General features: G+C 56.3%; 22 protein-coding genes. 20 read left to right on the top strand and 2 right to left on the bottom strand.

Annotation, left to right across the window (positions count from 1 at the left end; translation table 11 throughout):
- Window positions 1-1,278 precede the first annotated feature (1,278 nt).
- The gene (trfA, locus tag ACCQ07_RS22045) at window positions 1,279-2,412 is read right to left on the bottom strand and encodes a plasmid replication initiator TrfA (protein WP_372364196.1); all 1,134 of its coding nucleotides are present in this window, start codon (window positions 2,410-2,412) and stop codon (window positions 1,279-1,281) included.
- Between the two features lie 217 nt (window positions 2,413-2,629).
- Between trfA and ACCQ07_RS22050 the strand changes: the two genes are divergently transcribed.
- From ACCQ07_RS22050 to ACCQ07_RS22085, 8 genes are all read left to right on the top strand, one after another.
- Window positions 2,630-3,496: a ParA family protein gene (locus ACCQ07_RS22050; RefSeq protein WP_074052163.1), complete on the top strand. Its 867-nt coding sequence runs from the start codon at window positions 2,630-2,632 to the stop codon at window positions 3,494-3,496.
- Complete coding sequence (locus tag ACCQ07_RS22055; RefSeq protein ID WP_372364197.1) at window positions 3,493-4,488, top strand: ParB/RepB/Spo0J family partition protein; 996 nt, start codon at window positions 3,493-3,495, stop codon at window positions 4,486-4,488. Before ACCQ07_RS22050 ends, ACCQ07_RS22055 begins: the two co-directional genes overlap by 4 nt.
- Window positions 4,489-4,547: 59 nt before the next feature.
- Window positions 4,548-4,916 (top strand): hypothetical protein, encoded by a 369-nt coding sequence (locus ACCQ07_RS22060; protein WP_155767387.1) that lies wholly within the window; start codon window positions 4,548-4,550, stop codon window positions 4,914-4,916.
- 495 nt (window positions 4,917-5,411) lie between these two features.
- Window positions 5,412-6,038, top strand: a complete 627-nt coding sequence (locus ACCQ07_RS22065) for a hypothetical protein (RefSeq protein WP_046936608.1) — start codon at window positions 5,412-5,414, stop codon at window positions 6,036-6,038.
- A gap of 6 nt (window positions 6,039-6,044) precedes the next feature.
- Window positions 6,045-6,776, top strand: coding sequence for a hypothetical protein (locus ACCQ07_RS22070; RefSeq protein ID WP_005989480.1), 732 nt, complete (start codon window positions 6,045-6,047; stop codon window positions 6,774-6,776).
- A 95-nt stretch (window positions 6,777-6,871) separates the two neighbouring features.
- Window positions 6,872-8,044 carry a conjugal transfer protein TraF gene (gene traF, locus ACCQ07_RS22075; protein ID WP_081375685.1) on the top strand — a complete coding sequence of 391 codons (1,173 nt, stop codon included), beginning with the start codon at window positions 6,872-6,874 and terminating at the stop codon, window positions 8,042-8,044.
- Window positions 8,044-9,474: a conjugal transfer protein TraH gene (locus ACCQ07_RS22080; protein ID WP_074052159.1), complete on the top strand. Its 1,431-nt coding sequence runs from the start codon at window positions 8,044-8,046 to the stop codon at window positions 9,472-9,474. The genes traF and ACCQ07_RS22080 overlap by 1 nt, the downstream gene beginning before the upstream one ends.
- Before the next feature lie 15 nt (window positions 9,475-9,489).
- Entirely contained in the window at window positions 9,490-12,891 is a 3,402-nt protein-coding gene (locus ACCQ07_RS22085; RefSeq protein WP_372364198.1) for a conjugal transfer protein TraG N-terminal domain-containing protein, read from the top strand.
- A 39-nt stretch (window positions 12,892-12,930) separates the two neighbouring features.
- Here ACCQ07_RS22085 and ACCQ07_RS22090 read toward each other — a convergent pair whose 3' ends face one another.
- Window positions 12,931-13,116: a hypothetical protein gene (locus tag ACCQ07_RS22090; RefSeq protein ID WP_005989475.1), complete on the bottom strand. Its 186-nt coding sequence runs from the start codon at window positions 13,114-13,116 to the stop codon at window positions 12,931-12,933.
- A gap of 196 nt (window positions 13,117-13,312) precedes the next feature.
- On the opposite strand from ACCQ07_RS22090, the gene ACCQ07_RS22095 reads away from it, so the two are divergent.
- The 12 genes from ACCQ07_RS22095 (at window position 13,313) to ACCQ07_RS22150 (ending at window position 24,212) form a co-directional block, all read left to right on the top strand.
- On the top strand, window positions 13,313-13,816 hold the full coding sequence (locus tag ACCQ07_RS22095; protein WP_155767386.1) for a hypothetical protein: 504 nt from the start codon (window positions 13,313-13,315) through the stop codon (window positions 13,814-13,816).
- Window positions 13,817-14,066: 250 nt separating this feature from the next.
- Window positions 14,067-14,354 carry a type IV conjugative transfer system protein TraL gene (gene traL, locus ACCQ07_RS22100; protein WP_050812845.1) on the top strand — a complete coding sequence of 96 codons (288 nt, stop codon included), beginning with the start codon at window positions 14,067-14,069 and terminating at the stop codon, window positions 14,352-14,354.
- The gene (locus tag ACCQ07_RS22105; protein ID WP_005989466.1) at window positions 14,351-14,962 is read left to right on the top strand and encodes a TraE/TraK family type IV conjugative transfer system protein; all 612 of its coding nucleotides are present in this window, start codon (window positions 14,351-14,353) and stop codon (window positions 14,960-14,962) included. The genes traL and ACCQ07_RS22105 overlap by 4 nt, the downstream gene beginning before the upstream one ends.
- Before the next feature lie 16 nt (window positions 14,963-14,978).
- The gene (locus tag ACCQ07_RS22110; protein ID WP_081375684.1) at window positions 14,979-16,016 is read left to right on the top strand and encodes a TraK domain-containing protein; all 1,038 of its coding nucleotides are present in this window, start codon (window positions 14,979-14,981) and stop codon (window positions 16,014-16,016) included.
- 9 nt (window positions 16,017-16,025) lie between these two features.
- A complete protein-coding gene (locus ACCQ07_RS22115; protein WP_372364199.1) occupies window positions 16,026-17,315 on the top strand; it encodes a TrbI/VirB10 family protein in 1,290 nt (429 codons plus the stop codon).
- Between the two features lie 72 nt (window positions 17,316-17,387).
- Window positions 17,388-18,077 (top strand): TraV family lipoprotein, encoded by a 690-nt coding sequence (locus ACCQ07_RS22120; protein WP_074052154.1) that lies wholly within the window; start codon window positions 17,388-17,390, stop codon window positions 18,075-18,077.
- Between the two features lie 18 nt (window positions 18,078-18,095).
- Complete coding sequence (gene traA / locus ACCQ07_RS22125) at window positions 18,096-18,464, top strand: TraA family conjugative transfer protein (RefSeq protein WP_039575799.1); 369 nt, start codon at window positions 18,096-18,098, stop codon at window positions 18,462-18,464.
- 18 nt (window positions 18,465-18,482) lie between these two features.
- Window positions 18,483-20,915: a type IV secretion system protein TraC gene (gene traC / locus ACCQ07_RS22130; RefSeq protein ID WP_372364200.1), complete on the top strand. Its 2,433-nt coding sequence runs from the start codon at window positions 18,483-18,485 to the stop codon at window positions 20,913-20,915.
- Window positions 20,916-20,930: 15 nt separating this feature from the next.
- Window positions 20,931-21,227 carry a hypothetical protein gene (locus ACCQ07_RS22135; protein ID WP_074052153.1) on the top strand — a complete coding sequence of 99 codons (297 nt, stop codon included), beginning with the start codon at window positions 20,931-20,933 and terminating at the stop codon, window positions 21,225-21,227.
- Complete coding sequence (locus ACCQ07_RS22140) at window positions 21,224-21,745, top strand: S26 family signal peptidase (protein ID WP_127446636.1); 522 nt, start codon at window positions 21,224-21,226, stop codon at window positions 21,743-21,745. The genes ACCQ07_RS22135 and ACCQ07_RS22140 overlap by 4 nt, the downstream gene beginning before the upstream one ends.
- A 35-nt stretch (window positions 21,746-21,780) precedes the next feature.
- The gene (locus tag ACCQ07_RS22145; RefSeq protein ID WP_372364201.1) at window positions 21,781-23,058 is read left to right on the top strand and encodes a TrbC family F-type conjugative pilus assembly protein; all 1,278 of its coding nucleotides are present in this window, start codon (window positions 21,781-21,783) and stop codon (window positions 23,056-23,058) included.
- Window positions 23,055-24,212 (top strand): TraU family protein, encoded by a 1,158-nt coding sequence (locus ACCQ07_RS22150; protein ID WP_074052150.1) that lies wholly within the window; start codon window positions 23,055-23,057, stop codon window positions 24,210-24,212. The genes ACCQ07_RS22145 and ACCQ07_RS22150 overlap by 4 nt, the downstream gene beginning before the upstream one ends.

Consider the following 24,212-nt stretch of genomic DNA (forward strand, 5'->3'; position numbering starts at 1 on the left):
GCGGCTCGTGGGTGCTTCAGACCTCCCAGTTCCTTGTATTTAAAACATGACGGTCGTCAAGTTTCTCGTGACATGGAGAGGAGCACGAGCTGCCTGTATTGCGTCGTCCCCTGCCTGTCTGGCACGGTCTCGCTATCAATTAGGCTCACCACCGGCATGTGTGGCGTTGTCGACATAGCCGATGGGGTTGAGATGCGACGATTTCTCCACGCTCCACATATTTTGGCGCCTGGAAATCGGGCAAGTGGACACCGTAGTGCGACGATTTCTCCACGTCTGCGGCGAGACACGAGCTGATGCACCGCGACGATTACTCCACACCTTGGCGGTCACAGAGAAAGCTTTGATTGCTCGGCTGCCATAGCGATTGACCGAGTGACCTTCGCCTTTGCTTTCTAAGGTAGCTGATCGACTCAGGGTGGGGTTCAAAGAGGCACGGGAGATGCGAGGCAGGTATCCAAAACCCGCTAAGCGGAGAAGGCTTAAGCGCATGTCGGGCGTTGACGAATGACGTGTACTGGCGCACTCACGCTTGCTGTTGAGCATCAGCCGTTGGGCTTTGATGTGGCCCGATTACGCATGGTTTTTTGCGACGGTGTCGCACGCAGATCTAGCGCACCCGCATTAGGAATATGCGGGGTTTGTAGCAGGCTTGGCAGTGGGTAGCACAGGCGCGGATGCTGCACGGAGGGGTCGATCGTAGGCAACCGTTTTCCGCTGTATGTCTCGATGCATCGAAGGCGTGAAATGCAAGTCGATCGCCAAATGGACACCGCCAGCTACCGCCATCGAAATCGACATACCGGTCGCCGACGACTTGACGGTTGTACTTGAATAGAGCCCACTTTGTGGTGCCCAACTCAGCTATTGCCACGGTGGGAATTTTCTACCAGTTGTGTGGAGCGCAGGGTCTAGCTCGGGCAGACGGTGCAGGCCATTACGGCGCAGCAAGTGGGGACGTAGTGTCTGCTGCAGCAAGCTTCATGACGAGCTGAAACGTCGCGATCAGTTAGCAAGTCACTTCTTTTGTCTTAGCCGAAAGAAATGCGGCATGGCCAGCCGTGAGGTTGGCCCATCAACGGATTGCTCCGTGGTTTGCCCTGTGACGTGTGGCCACGCTGGGCAAGTGATGCCGGAGTACTTGTGTAGGGGATCTTCCGCCCGTGGTGGTCAGTCCCACAGTGGAGAATATGGTTCCGTAGACCCAAGTATTCCGACACAAAAAAGCCCCGAATTCGTGCTCGGGGCGATAGTTGAGCGGATCCAGTCGAACAGAGCTTAAGTCAGTTGTTTGTAGGGTTCCTTTTCGACTTTGATCTTGTCGTCTTCGATTTCCCAAGAGCTGATTGCGTTTACGGCCAAAAGTTCGTTCAGCGCATTTTTCAAAGCTCGGCGAAACTCGCGCAGGCTCATGTTAGTACCTGTAAAACTCCGCATTGTTTCCACTTTGATGGGGTAAACGTGCTTCGTGTGGGATGAATAAAAGCGAAGCAGGTATCGAGCCAGGCTCGATTTTAAGGCTCGGTCCATCTCCAAGAGGTACCGGGTCTGAACCCCTGGCCCAAGCAGCTCCAACATATGGGTGCCAATTTCGACGCGCCAACGTTCTGCATCTTTCGTTTCCTGATAAGAGAACGAGGCGATCAAGTTCCCGGAAATCGCCGTCTTCTCATCGGCACCCTTGCGGCTGATTACGATTCGAGTGTCGTGCAGGCGATGAAGTGATTCGCGCACTCGCTGGATGCTCTCACCGCTGGTGCTGATGTCCAGATCCGTGCAGAGCTCTCGTAGCGAAAACCAGATTGTTGTTCCGAAGGGCTGGTTTCGTGCGTAGTGAAGGATTTGCGCATGGACCTCTGCATCGAAAACGTTCGTCTCAGCGCCTGTTACCCGGATTTCGAAATTCGACATGCTGAACAGCAGAGTTTGCGAACGCATTGGTCGTTTGGCTTGTAGCCCGTAACGGTTAATCGTGAAGAGAGAGCTTCGCAGGAAGTCAGCAGGCATAGCCCGCATGTCTCGAGGCCAGATGTTCGACAGCATGCCTTCCACTTGAGCTTGCTGGGAGATCTGCTTCCTCTGCGGTGAAGTTGGCGGAACCGCGGCAACGTGCTTAGACGTCACTGGCGACGTGTTCGACTCAGCCGGAGCATGACGAGGAGTTCCATCCCCGGGCTTGGGTGGCTCCCCAATGCTTATTACAAAGTCTCGTATCCCTGCAGGTAGGGCAGCTCTGATCTCTGGGGCAATGCTGGCAATGACCTCTGAAACAAACACGTTCGGCGCGAACAGGATGAAGGAGTCGTCTTCAATCCAAGGCTGAAGTGGGGTGATGTTTGTTGCGATCCAGTTGGGATCTCGGCCCTTAAATGCCTGATCCTGGATCGATTTCCATAAGGTCTTCGGCGTCATTGTTCTTGTTGTTCGTGACGAACAGTCTGTGGATAAGTAAATAAGTTATTGAATTAAAAGGTCAAAACCGACTGATCGGCCATCGATTTACCGCTCAATGTATCGATTAACCAATACAGTATCACGTACTGACTGTTGCACCAGAAAAGCATTGCGCCGTAAAGTAGCACATCGAACAGTGCCGGGCTCCGAGCCCGTAGGGTCAAGGAGTGCAAGATTGAAGATTCTCAGCGTCTCTCAGCACAAGGGCGGAGTAGGGAAGACTTCCCTCTGCAAGATCCTCGCCGTCGGGTTTGCTCGCATGGGTCAACGCGTACTGGCTATTGACTTGGACTCGCAGTGCAACCTGAGCAAGCGATTCCTTGAAATGATCCGTGACCCTGACTTGCCAGACGGTAGCCGGCCGCCGGTACACCCGGAATACGATCCTTCCGACATGGATTGGAGTGGCACATCTAGCAGCGCCGATATTTTCATGGGCAGAGAGGTCGTCCCATATCCCACCGGAATTCCTAATTTGGATGTACTTCCAGGTAATGGCGAAGACCTTCGGGAAATCGAGCACGTTACTTTGGAAGGTGCCGTTGCGAGCGTGCATGGAGCCCTGCGCGAGTTCCTGCGCACTGAGGCCGTCGAGAACCAGTACGACATCATCATTATCGACACGCCGCCGTCGAAGAACGCCTTGGTCCATGCTGCCATTCGTGCGGCAACCCACGTGATTGTCCCCTCCGTCATGGAGCCGAACAGCGTGGACGGACTCGAGGGAATGATCGCCCTCTGGACTCAGGAGTCCAGGAGCAGGGCAGAGAATGACGAGATTGTCATGATCGGCATCCTGCCGAACATGTATCGGAGCAACGTTGCTTTGCATGCAGGCGTACGAAAGAGCCTCATCGATGATCGCTTGATCGGGCCGATGATGATCCAACTGCATCTGGCACAGCGAGCAGCATTTGCCGAGTCGGATCACGACAGCGCACGTCCAGGCTCAGTGTTCACGCTGCCAGCCAAGAATGCTGCACGAAAGGAGGCTGAGAACGTGGTTAAGCACATCGCGCAGGTGATGGGAGTGTCCGCATGAAGAAGCTCGGTTCAAAGGCGGATAGGTTCGCACAACCAACAAAAGCGACCGCAAACATTGCTGCGATGGTTGAGGGCCATACGGCCCCGAAGGACGCGGGAACCTTCATAGAAATTCCTATCGCACAGATCATTCCCGATCCGAAAAACCATCGAGACATCAAGCTCGACTGGGACAACCCGGAGCAGATCGCCGAGGATGATCCGTACTCAGGGAAGAAGTATGCAGAGCTGGAGCTTCTACGTGAAATGGCCAAGTCAATCGCCAACCCACAAGTTGGGTTGATCAATGCGATTACAGTGCTTCGGAGAGGTGATTCTTACCAGCTGATCTCCGGCCATCGTCGCACCCTGGCGCATAAGCTGGCGGGTAGGACGATCATCCGTGCCAACGTTCGGTCGCGGATCCTTACACGGCTGGCTCAGCATGTAGAGAATGCGCAGCGTCGCGATATTGATCTGGCTGAACTCATCACGTCACTACGCGCCGTCATGGACGAGGTCGGCATTCCGGTCGCGTCCGGCATTGACCACAGTAGAGTGCAGGAGGCTCTTCAAGAGGAAGTCGGCTACGCCAGAATTCAGGGTTATCGCCTAGCTGTCATCTTGGTCGCTTCGGATTCGTTGCACGAAGCCATCAACTCCGGCCTGGTGACCAGCATGATGGACGCATTCGACCTCGCGAAGCTTTCAGTCGACGAGCTAGCGCTCGAATTAGCCTCGCGAGTAGCTGACCACCAATCGTCAAGTGCTTCCAGCGGCGTTGACGCGGATCAACCAAAAGACTCCCGAGATGAGCGAACGGGCAAGGCGCAGCGCCGAAGCAAGGACTTCGTCACGCTGGGCAAGGTTCGGAATACCAATGTGATCAAGTTGGTCATGACCAAAGTACTTGGTGATGACGTTCCTCCTGACATCAATTGGAATGACTTGAAGGCCGTCGAGAAGGCGTTCAAGAAGATGATCAACAAGCTGGCTGAAACTACCCAATGATGGCAACCGCACCTAAGCCGCCACGTACCAAGGCAACTTCGTTACGCATGACTGCGGCAATGGCGGAGAAATACGTCAGTGCTTACACAGCTATCTATGGCCCGCGTGGGGCGGCGCGCTGGGTCGAAGAGGCATTAGGCCAACTGCTGAAGCATCCCAGTTTCGTCACCAAGATCGGGGCAGGGGAGGTAAATCAAGAGTTCGAAGCTAGCCGCTACATTGGTCTTACTCCGCTATCGCAGGCTCAGCTGGAAGATGCAATCCGAAGGTATAGACGGGTTGATCTATTAGTTGAGGGCCTGCCTTCTATGATCCTGCGTGCGGCGATCCGTCTTCGACTCGAAACGGAACGGACAACCCCATCTCAAGTGGTGATTGCGCCGCAAGCCGAGATATCGCCGGGCAAGCTCAGACGTCGGAAGCAGTGATGATCTACTTTTGGCCATTTGCAACACCGGGAAACGTCACCGTTTGCGCACTTGGTTGCAAAACCGAGGAACGCACACTGCCCACACAGTGACGAGCGTCATACTTTAGAAAGAAAAGCAGTGGCGACGATTTTCCGTCACGGATCTCAGGCCACTGCCGCGTCGACAATCGGGAAAGTTGTTTCCGTTTGATCCCTGTCAGGTGGATTCCTACATGCGACGGCAACCTTATGTCGACACATGGCATTTGTGTCAAAAAACGTCGAAAAATTGACGCAATTGACACAGTGACGTTCAGCAAGCAAACGCTGCCTTCGCACAGTCTTGGCGCGGCGTCGAGTAGCGACGCTAAAAGAACCAGTACACTCGCCGCACTTTCGGGAAGATGTGTTTGCGCAATAGGGCGGTTCGCTCAGCTGCGCATCCCCCCAAACTGAATTGACGGCGGACAACGCCGTTACATACTGAACTTGTTAAACAACTGAAAGCGTGGCGATGGATACAGGGTTATGGAACGCCGATTTGGTCGAGTTCAATCAGGCTTTTCTGAAGCTTCTTCGGATGGCCATGCTTGATGACCCAACAGCTGCAGCGGAAGCATTTGGTTACGTGGGCCATGAAGAGAAGCTCCGTACCCTGACCTTCCTAGATGATGAGCAGCTAATGATGCTCGCTAGGAACGACATCCTGTTCGGATGCAACGACTTGGATGAGCTCGAGCGACAATTGGAGGCAGCGAGTCTTCCGGGTCCGAGCGAACGAGCCATTGACTTGCTCGATGCTGGCAATGGTAAGAGGCTTTCGAGTTGGCAGGCCGAGCGTCGATTGTTCGACCTCCAGTGGTGGTTCGTCTTGCGTGGCCTGACGAATGAGAACCCTCAGGTGGCCAGCGCTGTCTTCCGCATGCCCAGTCCGATTGTGATCCATCGCATTCGCATGCTGACACGTAAGGCGGTTTTGCGTCTCGCAAGCTGGGGTGGGAACTCCCGCCTACGCCTGTCGCCGGCATTTCTAAGCTACGTCCAGATGTTGTCTGGCGGCCTGAAGCAAGACCACTTGCGTATCGCAGGTGGCGCAATTCTGACGAGCAGCCGCCATATCAACGCCGACGCCTTGATCTAATTCGCCATGTCCAATCTTCGCAAACTCAAGCCCCGACGCATGCCGCTCAACGCAGTTGATGCTGGCCAAAACTCAGCGCTCTTGTTGATACGCGCTGCCCTAAGGAATGACGAAGTTTCCAAGGAGCTTGGAAACGCCGTCAAACTGATGAAGATGAAGTTGAAGTCACCGGACATCGCGGACCTGACCGGCCTGACTCGCGAGATGGTGACGCGCCTCGGAAAGAAGGAGGCGCGCGCCCTGGCGCCGACTGGTAGGAAGATTCAATCAGTGGGCACCGTCGTCCAAGATGCGAACACGCACGTCAAAGCATCGGGGTTTTTGGTCATGCTGGAGCAGGTACTGGCTTCGGACTCCCACTACACGCTCACTGCTGACGTCTTCATTGCTGCGATTGACGCTCTTGAGGTGTTCACCCATCAAGACGTCGAGTCGACGCCATATAACCTCTATGTCGTGCTAGCTCGCAGGTTCATGAGTCGCGAGATATACCTGACCGACTGCCCACGCTGCAAGAACCGATTCCTGCAACTCTCGTTTGATCAGCGAGACCTACGTGAGCCACTGGAAGGTGAGTGTCCACATTGCCGCTTAGTCAGTTCGGTGATGGGGTGCCGGCCCAATGCCACCCGCGGTGAGCCTACGCTGCGCCGCGTGTCGCGGATCAAGCGAAAGATCAGTGACCAGGAAACGACGACCAAAGCCTTCCGTATGATCGTCGGAGACGGCTGGGGCTAAAGGTTACGGCGGCGCCACGAGCACGCCTAAAGAACCCCCAAAACTTCCGCTCATACCCGCATTCGTTACATGGATGCGGACCCAAACTGGCTGGTATGACCAATGCCAGAAGCCACCCACGTCGTAGGAAGCGCCAGCACGGCTGGGCGTCGTGCCTGCTATCACTCGCTCTTTTGGCAGGCCTGCAACAGGCCTATGCCCAATCTGCCCCTGATCCCAAGGCAGTATTCGATCAGGCCTTGAACCGGCCGGTAGGGCAGGGTGCCGGCGTGGCACCGGCCGGTCCGCAGCGCACGCAGCCGCAAACTCAATCAGCGCCTACGGCGCATACGACGGCGCCCCCTCCGGCGACAAAGAACCAGTTTTTGAATCGCCATGAGGACGGCTGGTTCTGGTACGTGGAGCCGCCGGCGCCGCCACCGAAGAAGCCGATAGAGCCGCCAAAGTCGGCAGGCACCCCCAGTGAGTCGCAAGATAAGCCGCTGAGTGTGGAGTGGATCAGGAACAACATCGATCGCCTGCGCGATCAGGCGATCAACAATCCCACGAAGGAAAACGTGGAGATGTTCCTGTATGTCCACAAGTACATGATGGATCTGTCCGAGCGCTTCGCCTATACATACCGGTCCGTGGCCGAGCAGAACACGGCGTTGGACGAGACAATCTCGAATCCGGTGACTGCGGTTTCTCGCCGGCAGATCTCCGACGCAACGGAGGGCGCTCAGAGCGAAATCATCCAACGGCTCGCTGGTCAAGTTGGCGTTTGGTACTTCTTTCAGTCGACCTGCCAATACTGTCTTCGCCAGAACCCGATCCTCGACTACATGCGCCAAGAGGTGCCACTGTCGATTCTGCCGATTAGCCTGGATGGCTTGCCGATGGTCGATGGCTCCCATCCGAACTGGGTCGTCGACAGCGGACAGGCTGCGCAACTTCAAGTGAGCACCACACCCACTCTCTACCTGGTCAAGCCGGACACCAATGAAGTGGTGCTCTTGGCCGCTGGATTGAGGTCACTTCCAGAGCTGAAGCAGCGGTTTGTGGAAGTCGCCCGAGCGCAGAACTGGATTAGCAAAGACGAATACGAAACTGCGATGCACGGGTTGCCGAGGCGCCTGCTCACAGATGGCGTTGACCTCGAAGAAGTGCCTGCGGGCGCTTCTGACCACGATTTGCTAGACATCATGCGCCGAGGCGGCATCCACGGCGGCGGGGAGCAAATCAAAACACAGAGCGAAGGTGGCAACACGCCGTGGAGGAATCGGTAATGGGGAAGCACATCTACAGGATGTTAGCCGCGGTAGTGGTTGTTCTTTCGTTCTCGCTTGCGTCCCAAGTGGCTCGCGCAGACACAGGCTTTGATCGAGCCGTGGGCGACATGTTCGGTGCCATGTCGAATACCACGGATCCTCACGTCTTCATGTCAGCAAAGCGTGGAGTTGTGTCCGGCGGTGGAATTGAGGTTCGCAACAAGATGATGAACATCAATGCCTACAATTTTCAGCCGCCTAGCCTATCGGTGGGTTGCAATGGCATTAGCGCCTTCTTCGGCAGTTTCTCCTTCATCACGAAAGAGCAGTTGCAGCAGGCAATGCGAGCGATCGCCACAGCAGCGGTGATGTACGCGTTTAAAATAGCGCTCGCCGCGATGTGTCCAACTTGCGAGGAAAAGCTGTCGGCACTTCAGGACAAGATGGACAAATGGAACATGGGCAACCTTAACGCCTGTGAGATCGGCGAGAAGCTGGTAAGAGACACAAAGCTGGAAGGTGCCATCCAGGAGAAGTCGAAAGCTTTCGGCATGGCCACGGGCCTGCGCGATGACCGCGAAGACGCTTCGGCCCGTGGAGAGGGACGTTCGCCCTCGGCATGGACGAGCTCTCGCATGACCAACGCTATGCGGAACGAAGTGTTTAAGGGTAACCAAGCTTGGCGTTTGATGAAGGATAAGGGCCTAGGCGCTTGGGGTGTCGGCGTCACCAAGGAGCTTATGGAAGACGTGATGTCGTACACGGGCACTATCGTGGCCTGTGTTCCGAACGTAGACGCAAGTTGTCCAGCCCGCGCCAAGGCAAGCGGTGCTGCGGAAGATGTGTCCGTGCACTACGTCGAGCCGTCGATGACATTGCGCGAACTCATCAAAGGGCGCAATGGCAACAGGAACGTGACACGCATTGTCTGCAATGACAATGAGCTGTGCCTCAATCCGCGTGCTACGGAGATCCCGGCGTTTAAGGGTGTGGAGGAGCGCATCAAGACTGTCTTCGTCGGTGAAACCGGCAATGGCGGCATTGTGGCAAAAGCTCGGATACCAGGCGCGACGGAACCAACGGCTGCGGAGATCGGTTGGATCACCAATACGGGTTCTTACGGGCAGATCGTCCTGAGCCTGGCCAAGACAAATCCCGATGCGGCGATCGCCTTTGTCGATACATTCTCCGAGGAGATGGCGGCAACTGTCGTATCCCAAGTGATGAGTCAGTACCTTCAGTCGATCCTGATCTCTCTAAGCTCTGAGGAAGGGGAGGGGACGCAGGAATTCCGCGAAAAAGCACGTGAGGCTACGACCCGGCTCAGGGAAGAATCAAAGCCGTTCTTCGAACGAACCAAGAGTCGCACGGCACATCTGGACTACTACATGCGAGTGCGTGATACGTCGTCCGAAAAGCCGTATCTAGCAACCACACCAGCCCAGTAATCGAGGAAGGAATCCATGTTCGAGATCTACTCGCTGGGCGATGGCCTTTTCATGAAGCGCGTGCTCGATGGCGTGGCCATGATGAGCAGCAGTGGCTTTCTTCTTGCCCTTGGCGGTTTCGGCATGCTCGTCGGGCTGCTGTTGACGGGTCTAAAGGCGATCGAAACGGGAGGTCAGAAGGTCGAACTGCCTAACCTTTTTGTCAGCTTTTTGCTGGTCCTGGGCATGTTCTCTATCAAAGTGGACACCACGCTGTATGCGTTGGACGGCGCGCCTGGAGCAAATACACTCCAGACTTACACTGTCGATAATGTTCCTTTCGGAGTTGCCGCGCCGGCAATGGTTGTATCGACAATCGGCAAAGTAATTACCGAGAAGATGCAGCAAGCCTTCGCGGTCCCTGGCATGGAGGAATTCGACGTCAACAGCGGCATGTTCGGTAACACCTTGAAGTTGTTGGACATGACCAGGCGGTGGGACTTAGACGGTTTGAAGGGGACTCAGAGCAAAGTATCGACCTTCAAGACTAACCTGCGTTCGTACTACGCTGAATGCACTATTCCGGCAATTCAGCGTGGCGCGATAGATCAGAACGCAGTGATGTCGGCTGCCAATCCGCTCAGCTTTCATGAAACAGACGGAGGGATTGGCTTCCGTGACAAGTGGACGTCTGTCAACTACATCACCAGCACCGGCCCTGCCGTACTTGATTGTGACGTGGCCATGGAACGCCTAATTATTGACTCCAATGACGCCGGCATGGAGTCGTCGTTCTTGAACTCTGCCATGGCGATGACCGATGCCAGATCGAACTCTACGGATCCCACTACAGCAGCTAACTCGGCATTCGCAGCCATTGGTGCCGGGACGAGCAGTATCCACAATCACGTCATGGCATCCGCGATCCGCGAGATAATGGATGAAGCTGTTGCGGGATCTTCCACATTGACGCCTCAGGACATTCAGGCGCAATTGATGCTTATCCAGGGCAACCGTCAGCGGCAAGACGAGTGGGGCGCTGGAGAGATCATGTTCCGCAAAGCCATGCGTCCATTCATGGCATTTCTCGAATGCATCGTGTTCATCGCCGCTCCCTTCATGGCGCTGATCGCCGGGATGGGCACCTTCGGTCAACGAGTCGTGGGTAAGTACTTCGCCGTCATCCTCTGGGTAACGACGTGGGCGCCGATGTTTGCTGCGGTCGATCTCTTTCAGCTGACGATGGTGCAGCATGCAGTAACGGCAATGGAGCGCTTACACGCCGCAAATCACGGTGTTCCTCTTTCCAGCATTGCCGGTGCTGCGGCGCTCAACTCCGAATTGACCACTTGGATCGCTGTCGGTGGATGGATGGCTACGCTGGTTCCACCCATGGGCTATCTGTTGCTGAGTGGTGGTGCCGTTGCGATGACCAGCTTTGCCGGGCGACTTTCTGGTGGCGATCACGTGAACGAGAAGATGACCTCGCCGGATCTCGCCAAGATGGGCGAGGTGATGAACGTGAGCTCGCGCATGGCTCATTCTGGCGGCGCCGGCACGTCAATGACGGGAGTCGAGAACCTGGGCGGTTCCTTCAACATGGGTGGATCTGCCAGCGCATCAGTTGAGAGCGCACGGAGTGCTATGGAGACGGCCAGTAGGACGGCCTCCACTACGCTCAACAGCGCGATCAATAGCTCCCTCACGTCGACACAGGGCGTTACGACGTCAAGTGGCGTTACCTCCCAGGTGAGCGACAGCATCGGCGATGGAACCAGCTTTACGCGTGGTCAGTCCGTCGGTTCGGACGTGAGCGACCAGTCGAGCCGGGACAAGAAGACCAGCGATGCAACCAATCTGGACAAGAACATCGGCTTGTCGGCCAACGGCGCCGGCAGCGCCTCTGGTGAAGGTGCCTCCCGATCCGGAGGGAATGGAGGGACCCAAGGACAGGGCAAGCGCGGCGGCCAAGCAACCGGCATCGTTTCCGGCGGCATTAGCTCGTCGAACAGGCAGTCATCAAGTGAGGACTCATCCTTCGGTAACACCAGCAGGCTCTCCGGTTCAGAGCGAGCTGGCCTCGACAGAGTGATGAGGGCGGAAACAGCAGCCCAGAAAGTCGACATGTTGGGCCGTATGGCGCAGGAAGGTAGTTCTGCCGCACAGGGAATCCTCGACTCCTACTCAAAGTCGCAGGCAGCCCAAGACCTCAAGTCTGCAAGCGAGAACTACTCTGAAGCGGACCGGATGTCGCAAACAGTTAGCAATCTCACTGGTACTTCTGTGCAAGATTGGAGCTGGCAGGTGAGCCAGCGCGGATCAGGCGCAGTCGGTGAAGCGGTTGCTGCTGCGGTCGACACAGGCGGTGCGGCGGCATTTCAGAAAAACCTGAGCCAAGTACAGGATTGGAGGGGCGCCGGACTCTTTGCTGGCGACGACAACCAGGCTCGCGCCATGGCGGCCGGTATGACGCTCGCGGGTAATGGTGCAGGCTATTACTCTACGAACGCCGGCAGCGAAGGGGATCGTTTCTCCGCGCTCGCTGAGCTCACCAACAAATACTCGGTCGGTGCAGCAGGTGCCAGCGTCGGAAACGCAGGCGCCAATGCTGGGCTTCAAGATTCCGCTCCGGCCTATGGCCAGGCGACCAAAGCAACTTCCGGGCTTTCGATGTCCAATGTCCCCGATGCTGGCGCTATTCGAAGCGCCGTTAGCGGCGACATTGCCTCCGGGTCTGGTGTCGATGCTGGTCGCGTGAATACAGGTGCGGGTGGTGCTGCGAACCTCGGAAATCGCGGTGAGCGTGATGACTTCTTCAACAACAACTATGGTGCTGCTCGCCAAGATGTTCAGGAGGGCGGACGAGCTGCGCTACGAGAGAATCTCAACCAGGGCGTGAAAACACCGGATTTGACCTATGCACGCTCGATCGGTGACTTCTGGGGCGCTGAAGGCTCCAACCCCTCGGGGGTTGCGATCTTCAATGGGTACATGGCCAACGGTACGGACGGAACGATTCCTCAGGCCACAGGAGGGAGTGGGCCCGTCCTCCAGCGTGATGACGATCGTGCCATGGTCGGGGATTCGGGCCTGACGCGGTACGAAGAGCTGAGGCGAGAGATCTATGCCGAGAACGGCTTCTCTAAGAACGTTGCTGATGAGGACACGGTAAACGTCATTGCTGCAGCTCGACTGCTTAACGAAAGCAGGGGTGAGTTCAGCAACGCATACCTGACCGGCTCCGATGCCGACAGGGTAGAGGCTTCAATGCAGAACCTGTCCCAGCATCAAAAGAATGCGATGTTCGGCGGCAACCCGACGACGAACGACATGATGAATGTTGCCGGCGGTGGCGGATTCACTGGGTCCGGGATTGGCTCGGCGATGGTTCGAGAGTCGGCGACAGAACGGCCACTACCTAAACCAATTGCAGAGTGATCCCCACACTACAAGGCCCCCGTAAGGGGGCCTTGTTCATTAGTCGTCCAAGCCGTTTTTAACGCCCCAGGCCTTGGCGTACAAATCATCGTAAGTTGCCCGAACCGGATTGAACCTCGACATATCGTCGTCGGCAATCGGATCCTCCTGGACAGGGGCGGGCTTGCGAAATGCGACATACAAGAAGATGGCGGCAACAAGCAGAATGATGAACGCATATGCCATTTGGCACCTCCTGTGAGGTTCCCACTATATCGCAGCCTATAGGCAGGCGCCTAGGGCGCTTGATTCCTGCAGGTTGAGAACTTAGGATTGCTGGGAATCTGCCACGCAGACGATGACTGGGGTTCCTTCCCCCTTTTTTCCAGCCTCTGGGCCATCCGCCCAAAGGCGCATGGTCCTTTTCCATTTTGGAGCGACCATGATCTCAAATGCTGCTGTTTGCTTAATTGTCCTTCCTATCCTGATAGTGGTCTTCACTCTCATGGATCCGATTGGTGCCCTTCGGGCCAAACGGCCCCCTGAGCCTGAAGCGCTACCGGTCCTGCCTGCTGCTCAGGCTTTACCAACGCCCGTGCTGCTGCCGAGGCCTGTTGACGCAAACAGGCTTGGTCTAAAACCAGTCACCTCCATGCAGGAGACGCTGGTGGTTCAGCAGACCGAGGTTCCAGTTGTGATCGCCGAGCATCTGGAAGATTCTTTCTTCGATGAAGAGGAAGATGCTCCGCTTGTAGAGCCCCCGGACTATTGGGACTACATGACTGAGTATCAGGGTCGAATGCCAACATTCGATTACTCAGAGAGTGACCGCTATAACATTGCCGACGTCGTAATGGCCGTTGACGAAAGCAATGATGAATTCGTTGACGACGAGCGAGGTGTCTACCAGACACGGAGCAGTGAGTTCGAGCCGCAAGCAACGTAAAGAGAAAGCCCGCATCCGCGGGCTTTTTTTTTGCCTGCGCCTATGGTTGCACCGCCGGCTGTAGCGCACTGTCCGGCATGACCGTTTCAGGGCGCCGCGTCCAATATGGACTACGCGCTTGTCGGCGCGCTGGTACAGAGCGGCTCATGCGTCGAAGGCACGCAATTACCCCCTTTTTTGCACATCCAAACGCTGATTCGTTACATGCGGGGCCGTCTACCTTGTCCCCACTCCCCAGCAAAGGACAGACGTGTCCCAGATCATGCCCTTCCCGAGGTATTTGAACACGCCCCAGCGGCTGCTGTTCTGGACCCTGGACCAGCTGATTCCCTTCGGCTTCTTCATGTGCGCGGGGATCATCACTGATCGTCCTCTGATCTGCATCACTCTCGGCATCGTCGCCAGCCGCTGGCTCACGAAGTATCGCGACAGCCGCCCGGATCACTTCATGTACCACGCCCTCTACTGGGTCGGAATGATCAGTTACAAGGGCCGCTGCGCAATCAACCCGTTCATTAAGCGAGTTTATCCCGCATGAAACTGCGACTCTTTACCAGCACGTGGAATGGACTCCACTTGCAGAACCATCTACTTCTGGCCTTCAGTGTACTGATGATCATCTGCAACCTGTTTTTAGGTATCGCGCTGATCGCCAAGGACAAGACCGTCGTGCTGGTTCCGCCTCGCCTTATCGGTGAGGCCAGCGTCACGGCCAACGACGCTGACGCTGCATTCAAGGAGTCGTTCGGTCTATCGCTTGCGACCATGATGGGCAATGTGACCCCGACGACGGCTCCATTCCTGGCCGACAACGTGGCGCGATACGTCGCCCCCGAAGCCCATCGCGAGATGATCGCAGCTGTCAGTGAACAGGCTGAGCAGATCAAGGGCGAACAGATTTCGATCCAGTTCGCTCCGAAAGAGGTTTTCTATCATCCCGGCATCAAGAAGGTCATCGTCAGTGGCGACTACTGGATTCGTGGCGCTCGAAACAGCGAGCAAAAGATGGTTCGCACCTACGAGTTGGGTCTGACCGTTCGCAACTATTCCGTGCAGCTGTCCAGTCTGAAGACCTACGAAGGTCCGTGGACGCAGCCGAAAGAAAAAGAACTCGAAGCGCAAGTCGCCGCCGCGTCCAAAAACTGATCCCTGAAGGTACTCAATGAATATCCGTATACGTCAAATCGTCGTGGGCGTGGCTTCAGCCATGTTCGTCACGGCGGTCCAGGCACAGGTGCTAGCGCCGCAAGACATGAAGCCTGGGGCCGCAGCTGTAGCCACTGCGAGCACGCTGCCGGGGGAGCGTCCGCTGGGTGTGACGCCTGAGCCACGCACGCTACCGGCCTCGCCAGCGCCCCAAGGCCAAGTCAATAGGCCCTTGAATCCAGGAGCGCTGCAGCAGGTCGAAATGCAGGCTCAAGCCGCGGCAAATCAGATACCAGTACGGCCGCGTAAGACGCTGCCGGCCCCGCCGCCGGTGATCGAAGTACAGTCCGGTCAGAACAAGGCTTTCGGTATCGCACTTTCACACGTAAACCGGATCATCACCCCGTTCCGTGATCCTGAGATCAAGACCACAAGCGTGGCCACGATCTCTGCAGAGCGTGGTGTGATCTATGTGTCGACTCTGCTGCAAGATGAAATCGCATTGATGGTTTACGAAAAGGGTGATCCGTTTAACGCGATCTCCATCACCATGGTTCCTGATGCGATCAGTCCGGTGAGCGTCAAGGTCAATGTCGCAGGCTACGTCGCCAATACCGATACCGGCCACTCAGTGGCCAATGGCGACCTGGCTCGGGGATGGGAGTCGGATCAGCCATTTGTCGAAGTGGTGAAGTCTACTTTCCGCGAGATCGCCCTCGGTCGCGTCCCGGAGGGTTACGGCTTCCAAGCCATCAAGCGCGTACCTGCGCAGATGCCGACCTGCGATATCCCCGGCGTAGAGATCGCTCCCCAGCAGCTCATTACTGGCAATGCGATGGTGGTAATTGTCTCGCGCATCACCAATCGCAACTACAAGCCCATCAGCGTCGACGAATCTAAGTGCGAGTCGCCGGCCGTGATCGGCGCCGCCACATGGCCAAGCCAGAAATTGGGGCCAGGCCAATCCGCAGAATTGTACGTCGCGGTACGGCAGCACGTTGAGACGGAAGGGCATCAGCGTCCGTCGTTGTTGGGCACCGGTGTGAGCAACTAAGGGACAGACATGAAGAAGAACGGACTTCTGCAGCAGAAGTGGGAAAGCATGCCTGCGGGGCAGAAGAAGATTGCCATCACTGTAGGCATCTTCGGGTCCCTGATACTGGTGTGCATGGTTATCGTGATCCTGACCGGTGGCTCGGATAAGCCACGGAAAGAACGAGTTGCGGCCTCCCGAATCGAAAACGCGCTACTGCCTGGTGGCGATTCGGCGAAGAAGATGGGTCTGAGCTCGCTGCCTCGCGAGATAGACGCGATGAGTCGTGATCGTGCGCGCGACAAGGAAATGATCGACAAGCTGAAATCTCAGGTCGAAAGCCAAGCCCAGGGCGACAGTGGCGCTTCACAGGCGCAGGAGGCAACACAGGCCCTGCGCAAAGAGGTCACCGAGATCCGTGACGTCGTTGAGCAGCTGGCGAAACTGCAGCAAGCGAATGGAGCCACAAGCGCAGGCCCGGCGGGACCGGGTGCTCCTGGTGCAGGCACGCCTGTAGGCCAGCCCGCACCACAGGCCTACGGGGGCATCCGCACTATCGGGGCTCCGCAAGTGCCAAGTTCAGTTACGAGCGTGCCAGTGTCTGCGCCGGCGCCTGCACCGCGCTCGGACGGTGCGGGCACTGTCGATGCACCGCCAAAAGCAGCACAGGGGGCGGAATCGGGTAAGCAGGCCGAAACCTACACACCGTCTGGATCCATGATACAGGGCGTCCTGCTCACTGGCCTCGACGCACCTACCGGTCAAGGCGCCATGAAGGAGCCAACGCCGGTGCTGATTCGCGTGAAGAAGGAATCGATCCTTCCTAATCGCTATCTCGCGGACTTTCGCGAATGCATGATCCTTGCCGGAGGTCACGGTGACCTTGCATCGGAACGGGCAATGCTTCGTGCCGAGAACCTCTCCTGCATACGCACAGACCGGTCAGTCATCGACGTGAAGCTGCAGGGCTGGGTTGTAGGCAATGACGGTAAGGCCGGCGTTCGTGGTCGACTGGTTAGCAAGCAAGGTGCTGTGTTGGCGAAGGCTAGCTTGGCTGGTGTGGCAGATGGTATCTCCCAGGCATTCAGCGGCAACGTTCGTGGTGTCGCGCCTGGCAACGGTATCGACTCCGCATATGCTGCCCAATCCGGTGCGTTTGGAGGTGCCAGCACGGCGCTTGACCGCATTGCGGAGTACTACCTAAATCTTGCTGATCAGATGCACCCGGTAATCGAGGTCGATGCCGGCCGGGAGGTAACGCTGGTGTTGGTCCGTGGCATCTCTCTCCCGCCGTTGCGTGCACGAACACCTACAAACTAGGTCTTATTCACCCACTCATACGTGGGTTCATTACATCACCGACGACTTAGCCTGATTAGGTCAGGAGGACCCATGTTGACCTTGAAAAACCCGCTTCTCGCTCTGAAGTGCCTTGTGGCCGCCAGCTGTCTCCTAATGCTAAACGCGTGTGCCACCGGTTCCAGCGGCAAATTCGCTTGCCCTGCTCCAGATGGCTTTAGCTGCATGAACCCGGTGGAGGTCTATGAAGCCACCAACGACATGTCAAACGCAGACGAACAACCGCGCGTTAAAAAGGGTGGCAAGGCGGCGCCACAGACAATCGTGGTGCAGCCAGTAGCCCCAGCAGTTGCTGAGGCCATCGCGGTCGGACCGGACCGCTGTTGCAATCCAGTTCTGACTGGATTGTCGGTCGGCAAGAACGACTCTCTGTCTTTGGCGCGACCGATGTCCTCAATCGTCCCCACGCAGCAGCAGGCTGATGCCCTCAATCGTGGAACACGCACCTCACCTCAGTTGCCGGCCGGTGAGGCCTACCGGGAGTCGGCAAAGATCATGCGGATCTACGTCGCCCCCTGGGAGGACGAGCACGGAGATCTGCACATGGGCGGAATCATCTATTCGGAAATCGAGCCGCGGAAGTGGCGGGTAGGGCAGCGCATGCCTGATGCATCCAACACGTTTGCTCTTCTGAAGGGACAGGCGGCGGCAGCGGACGACGAGGTGGCGTCGAACGAGCCGGTCACAGGAACCACCAGCAACAACTTCAACCCACCGCGCTAAATCTTCAAGAGGAATGCAATGAACAATATCAATCTGGACGCGGGTGCTGCCTTTGTCAGCAAGCCGGAAAGCCGTGCAGTCGTTTTCGTCAAGGACAACGGCCTGCTGTTGTTGCTGGCAGCCGTAGTCGTCGGTCAGGCTTTGGCCTCGAGCGGTGGTGCGGCTACCGGTGGAGCGGAATTCCAGGACCTGTACGACCTGGTGCTTGGCTGGACGGAGGGGGTGCTGGGCAAAACCATCGCTGTCAGCGCATTCCTGATCGGCATGATCATGGGCGTGGCAAAGCAGAGCATCTGGGCTTTTGCGATCGGCATCTTGTTCGCGGCCGCGTTCGCCTTCGGCCCGGGCATTATCGACGGCGTGTTCACCGCCGGTTTCCAACTGTAAGTCAAGGGGCCGGTCAACGTGAAAGCACAAGAACGAGCTGAAGTTCGCGAGAAGGTGTTCGGTGTCATGAATGCCTTCGACAGCGACAACGATATCTTCGTCATCTCGCCGGACAGACTCGGCTTCGGCTTCATTTGCAATCCGTTGACCGGCTTCAGCGATGTGACGCAGCAGAGCATGAATTCGCTGTTGAACACCGCACTTCCAACGGGGTCTCTCATGCAGTTCGTGCTGTATGCGAGTCCCGACTTGGAAGGCAAGCTCCACCAATACATGGTGCTCCGTCAGAATCAGAAGGACGAGACCTTGCAGGGGCTGGCTCGCGCACGAGTGGAATACCTTCGCTCACTTACAGGCGAGCCGATCTCAAAGACCCACCAGGCAAAGTTGCGGAACATGCAGCTTTACATGACGGTGCAGGTTCCGCATGGCAAGACGCCACCGAACGAAGCACAGTTAGCCCGTTTGACCGAACAGATGTCTAGCATCAAGGCCGGCCTGAAGACCGCGGGATTTAGGCCTGAGACCATGACTGCCAAGTCTTACAAGCGCGTCATGGAAACAATCCTCAACCATTCGCCGCAGGCCGCCTGGAGAGCCATGCCCTGGTCGCAATACGACGAGGACAAGCTCCTATGCGATCAGTTGCTCGACCTCGACACGTGTGTAGACATTGAGCGCAACAAGCTACATCTAGGCGAGTTCGCCCAGGTCCGCGTAATGAGCGTGAAGCATTACCCGGATGACGTCTACCCGGGCATGGCAATGAAGTACGTCGGTGACCTCATGCGTGGAACCCGCGCGTTGCGCGAACCCACGGTGATAACAGTCAACATCATCTACCCTGATCCAGACGACGAACGGGCCAAACTCTTTGCCAAGAACACTTGGGCGACCAAGAACGCTGACGGTCCACTCTCGAAATACATCCCCGACTATGGCAAGCAGAAACAGTCCTCCGACATTGCGGTAAAAGCGGTCAACGACGGCGACCGGATGATTCGTGCTTATGTCGGTGCCGCAGTATTCGCTCAGGACAGCGACAGCCTTATCCAAGCGTCCAGCGATCTGAAAAACGCTTTCCAAGAAATCGGCTTTTCGCTGCAGGACGACGCATTCATGGTCGGTCCGATGTTCTTCCAGATGCTGCCGTTCGCGGCAAGCGCCGACATGGAAGATGCGCTTGGACGATACAAGCTGATGCCGACGCGGCACTGCGTGGCCATGCTGCCCCTGGTTGCCAGCTGGTCAGGCACCGGGACTCCGATGCTGACCTTGTTCGGCCGCGACGGTCAGTTGATGTCCTTCTCACCGTATGACTCGGACGGCAACTACAACTTCCTGATCTGCGCCCAGTCCGGCATGGGCAAATCCTTCCTCGCTAACGCGTTGACGACCAACTTCCTCAGTATGGGTGGCCGGGCGTGGATCATCGACAAAGGGTTCTCTTACAAGCAGATCTGCGAATTCCTGGACGGCCAGTACATCGAGTTTGATTCGAACTCCAACGTCTGCATGAATCCGTTCTCGGGGGTCCGCAGCTACGAGGAGGAAGCAGACATCCTGTGCGGCATCTTGACCGTGATGGCAGCCCCCAGCCAGGGTTTGAGTGACTTCCAGCTATCGGGCCTGAAGCGAACACTGAAGGGCTGCTGGGATAAGAGCGGTACGTTAACCACGGTAGACATGATCGCGGACCTATTGATCGCCGAGGATGATAAGCGCCTCAACGACATTGGTCACCAGCTTTTCTCATTCACGTCGGCTGGAGAGTTCGGCCGCTACTTCAATGGCGTGAACAACCTGCGGATGGACGCCCGCATGGTTGTGCTTGAGTTGCAGCAGCTTTCGGGCCGCATGCATCTGCAGCGCGTGGTCCTCTTGCAGTTGCTCAACCAGATCCAGCAGGCAATGGATGGGTTGCCGCGCGACATGCCGAAGCTGCTACTGGTAGACGAAGCGTTTGCTTTGCTGGCGTCGAACGAGACCCAGAAGTTCATCGAGACTTTCTACCGTCAGATCCGGAAGTTCGGGGGTAGCGCGGGCATCTGTACCCAGTCAGTTAACGACTTGTACGTAAACGCCGGCGCAATCGCGATGGTCGAGAATTCGGCCCACATGTTGTTGCTTGGCCAGAAGAAAGAGTCCATCGCGCAGGTCAAGAAAGAAAGCCGTCTGGAGCTGGGTGAGGTGGGCTTCCGTCTACTCGCGACGGTCCATACAGTCCCCGGCGACTATTCGGAAATCTTGATCAACAACGCCTTCGGTATCGGGATTGGCCGCCTGGTCGTCTCTGATGTGGAGAAACTGATGTTCTCCTCAAAGGCGCAGGACGTGATGGCGATCAAGTCGTACCGAGACAAGGGGATGAACCTCATGGACGCTATCTATGCGGTACTGCGGGACCGCGGCATCCACGTCAAGGACGCGGCTCAGCGACTGGCAAGCTAACTGCAAGGATTTAACATGGACAAGAAAATTCTCTTTTTTCTGTTGATATACCCGCTCGCGATCGGTGCGGCAAACTTTTTCATCTGTCAATCAATGATGAAGAGTGAGCTCGCAGTGCGGCCGCCAATTGCTGTTGTTGATGAAGCCACCTTTATCCAGCAGAACCTGAAGCCCGGCGCGACTACACAGGACCTAGAGCAGTTGTTACTGCGTTCGGAGCAAGCGGCGACCACGCTCACCGAAAATGGCTACTTGGTGTTGAGGAAGAATCAGGTGTTTTCCTCACCCGCTGAAATTGAGGCTAAGCCGTGAGCTATGTGCAGACCCATGTGCGTCCGCGGTGGTCTGCACGCTTCTTAAAAAACCTGTTTGCTGTGCTGGCCATCACGACGATGGTGGGTGTTTCCTACGTCCAGAGCACATATACACTCGGCTTTGACCTCCAAGCGGCGCGATGCCTGCCTTGGTCAGTCTATTGGGTAACGAGGGTGGTGCCAGAAGAGGTTAAGCGCGGGATTCTGTATCAGTACCGCTTTACTGGTGACGAAAAGCTCTTCGGCAGGAATCTAGTCAAGTTCGCGGCTGGCGTCCCAGGTGACCGAATCAAGCTCGATCCACGTGGTGTGTGGATCAACGGCGAGTACTGGGGACCAATGCACCCGTTGCAAGTCGAGCGAATGATTGCTGCAGGTCAGGCGCCGTTTGCAAGTTTCGTGATCCCCAAAGGCAAGGTGCTGATGCTTGGCACATTGCCACAGACGTACGACAGCCGATATGTCGGTTTGGTCGACATATCCGCACTCAATGGAACCGCTACGCCGCTATGGTAGTTCGCCAACTTGCATCCCTGCTTCTCGCTGCGGCATTGACGCCGCTTTCGTCTCTAACTGCTTACGCCCAGCAAGATGCCAGTGCTGTGGACATCGGCACCAAAGCAGCCGAAGGCAGACCGGCCGACACCTTTGCCCACGACCTGATGACGCAATCGGTCGAGGTGCTCAACAACAGTGCCGCCTACGTCGGCGACGCAAACGAGTTGATGGCCACCGAGAAGGTTTTGCAGGTTCAGCGTGAGCAGGAGTCATACTTCAAGTCCCTGCTGCAGGCCGCCACAAGCTACAACGCTGACGCTATGAATGCGGCGGCCGTGAAGTACGGTTTGAAGCCAGATTCCAAGAAGCTGGAGGTAGAGCAGGGCAGTGGCGCTTCCAAGTTTCGCTACCGCCTTCATATCTCCTGGTCCATGGGCGACGCTGCTATAAGCCAGGCGCTGGAGTACGGACTTAAGTATCGGGAATCGATGGTGCTTTCGCTGCGCGGGCCGCGCCCCGGCGAAAAGCTTGAGCCGCTGATCTTTGCCATCGTCAAGCTGATGGGTGAAGTGAAAGAGGGATCGGTGGTACCGAACATTGAGATCAATCCACCTTCTTTCACGGACAACGACGTGACCGTTGCGCCAACTCTGGTGGTCATGAATGAGCAGGGCCAGCCTATCGCAAAGGTTGCCGGCGTGATGAATCCGGAATGGATCGAGTCGGAGATAGAAGCCGGACGCCGAGGCGATCTTGGCAAGCACGGTCAGACGTCAGCGATCGGTGAAATCGACATGATGCAAGCCATGATCGAGAAGGCGAAAGCAACTGACACAAAGGCCATGGCCGAGCGCGCGAAGGCACGCATCTGGCAAAACCTTCCAATGTTGCCTCTCCCTAAAACAACGGTACCTCGTATCCGAGAGCTGGACCCAGGTTTCTACGTCACCGAGGACATTCCGCTTCCAGACGGCACGTTCCTCGCTAGAAAGGGTGACTACGTAAACCCGCTTGAAGACGAGTTGATGGCCTTTGACGACGTCATAGTCATTGTTGATGCGAACGATCCCGAGCAGGTGGACTTCGCGGCGGCAGTCAACTCGGCATATCGTTCGACTGGCGTAATCACGATGCTGACAGAACTAGACCGCAGCAATGGTTGGGACGTTATAGGGCGACTGACACAGCGCTTCAAGGACCAACCGTTCTTGCTGACTAGTGACGTGAAAGAACGCTTCCGCGTAGAGCACGTTCCCACAGTAATCACCGTGGTTGATAAAAAGATTCTCGTGCAAGAAATTCCAGCTGAAAGCGTAAAGGTGAAGCAATGAAAGGACTGATAATTGCCTGCGCACTTATGCTGGCAGCTTTAAGTGGTGTTGCACAAGCTCAAGATGGCGGGGACGGAAAGTTTGGCTGCCCAGACTCAAAGTTCTTAGGTCCGGCATTTTTCAACAATGTTTGCTGGAGTTGCATCTTCCCGATACGTGTCATGGGAATCAATCTTGGGCCTGCAGACGGTGCATCAAACTACGGCGAGAGCGGTGTCGGCAATATGCTTCCGGATATTTTCGGATCTGGAAATTCAAGGCGGATTCCAAATGGAACGGCTGCCCCTATTTGTCTTTGTCCGGGAAGATCTGGATATCCGGCGATCGGCATCACATGGGGATATTGGGAGCCATCGCATTTAACCGAAATTGTCCGGAAACCATACTGCGCGCCATTGTTCGGAACTACCTTGCTGAAAGACAGCGCGAAAGGAATGCCTGGTGGCCAAGACGTGGCCGCTGGTCAAACGGCGATGAAAATGATTCGCTGGGGAGGCCCCAATAAGGCTTCTGACGCTACCAGCGAGAACCTGGGCCAGACTTTTTACCACTACCACTGGCTTAAATCACCATACGGCTATGTCAGTGACTGGATTCAGTCGGCACTTTGTTCGTCGGGCAGTGGCGGTGACATGGACTATTTGTGGTTAAGCGAGATCGATCCTGTTTGGACCAAGGAAAGGCTTGCAAATCTGACCCACCCTGAATCAAAGCTATTCGCTAATCCTGTGGCACAGCTGGCCTGTATGGCTGATGCGGTCACCAGCACGGTCAGTAAACCATCGGAGCTACTTTTTTGGTGTGCTGGTTCGTGGGGCGCAATTTATCCGCACATGGGATACCTAGGCTACGAGGCAAGCGCACCCCGTGAGACCTCGCTCCTTGCGACTCGTGTTTGGGCGCAGATGCACCGTCGGGGTTTGGCAAAGAAGCGCTATGGAAACGGGTCGGTGTGTGCAGCCCGTTTCTACTTCACTCTACCCAAACAGGGATACCGGCTTCAGACGTTCTATCCATTACGTGAGACTAAGAATAATCATTGGATAGGAGCTAGCCCGTTTCGCTGGGGAGAATGGCGGAATGTTCCTTACACGGGTGAAGATTATATTTATCTGTCATCGTCATATTCAGAATGTTGCTTTACATTCTGGTAA

Origin of the sequence: Xanthomonas sp. NCPPB 3583, from assembly GCF_041475715.2 — a bacterium.
GTDB classification, from domain to species: Bacteria; Pseudomonadota; Gammaproteobacteria; order Xanthomonadales; family Xanthomonadaceae; genus Xanthomonas; species Xanthomonas euvesicatoria.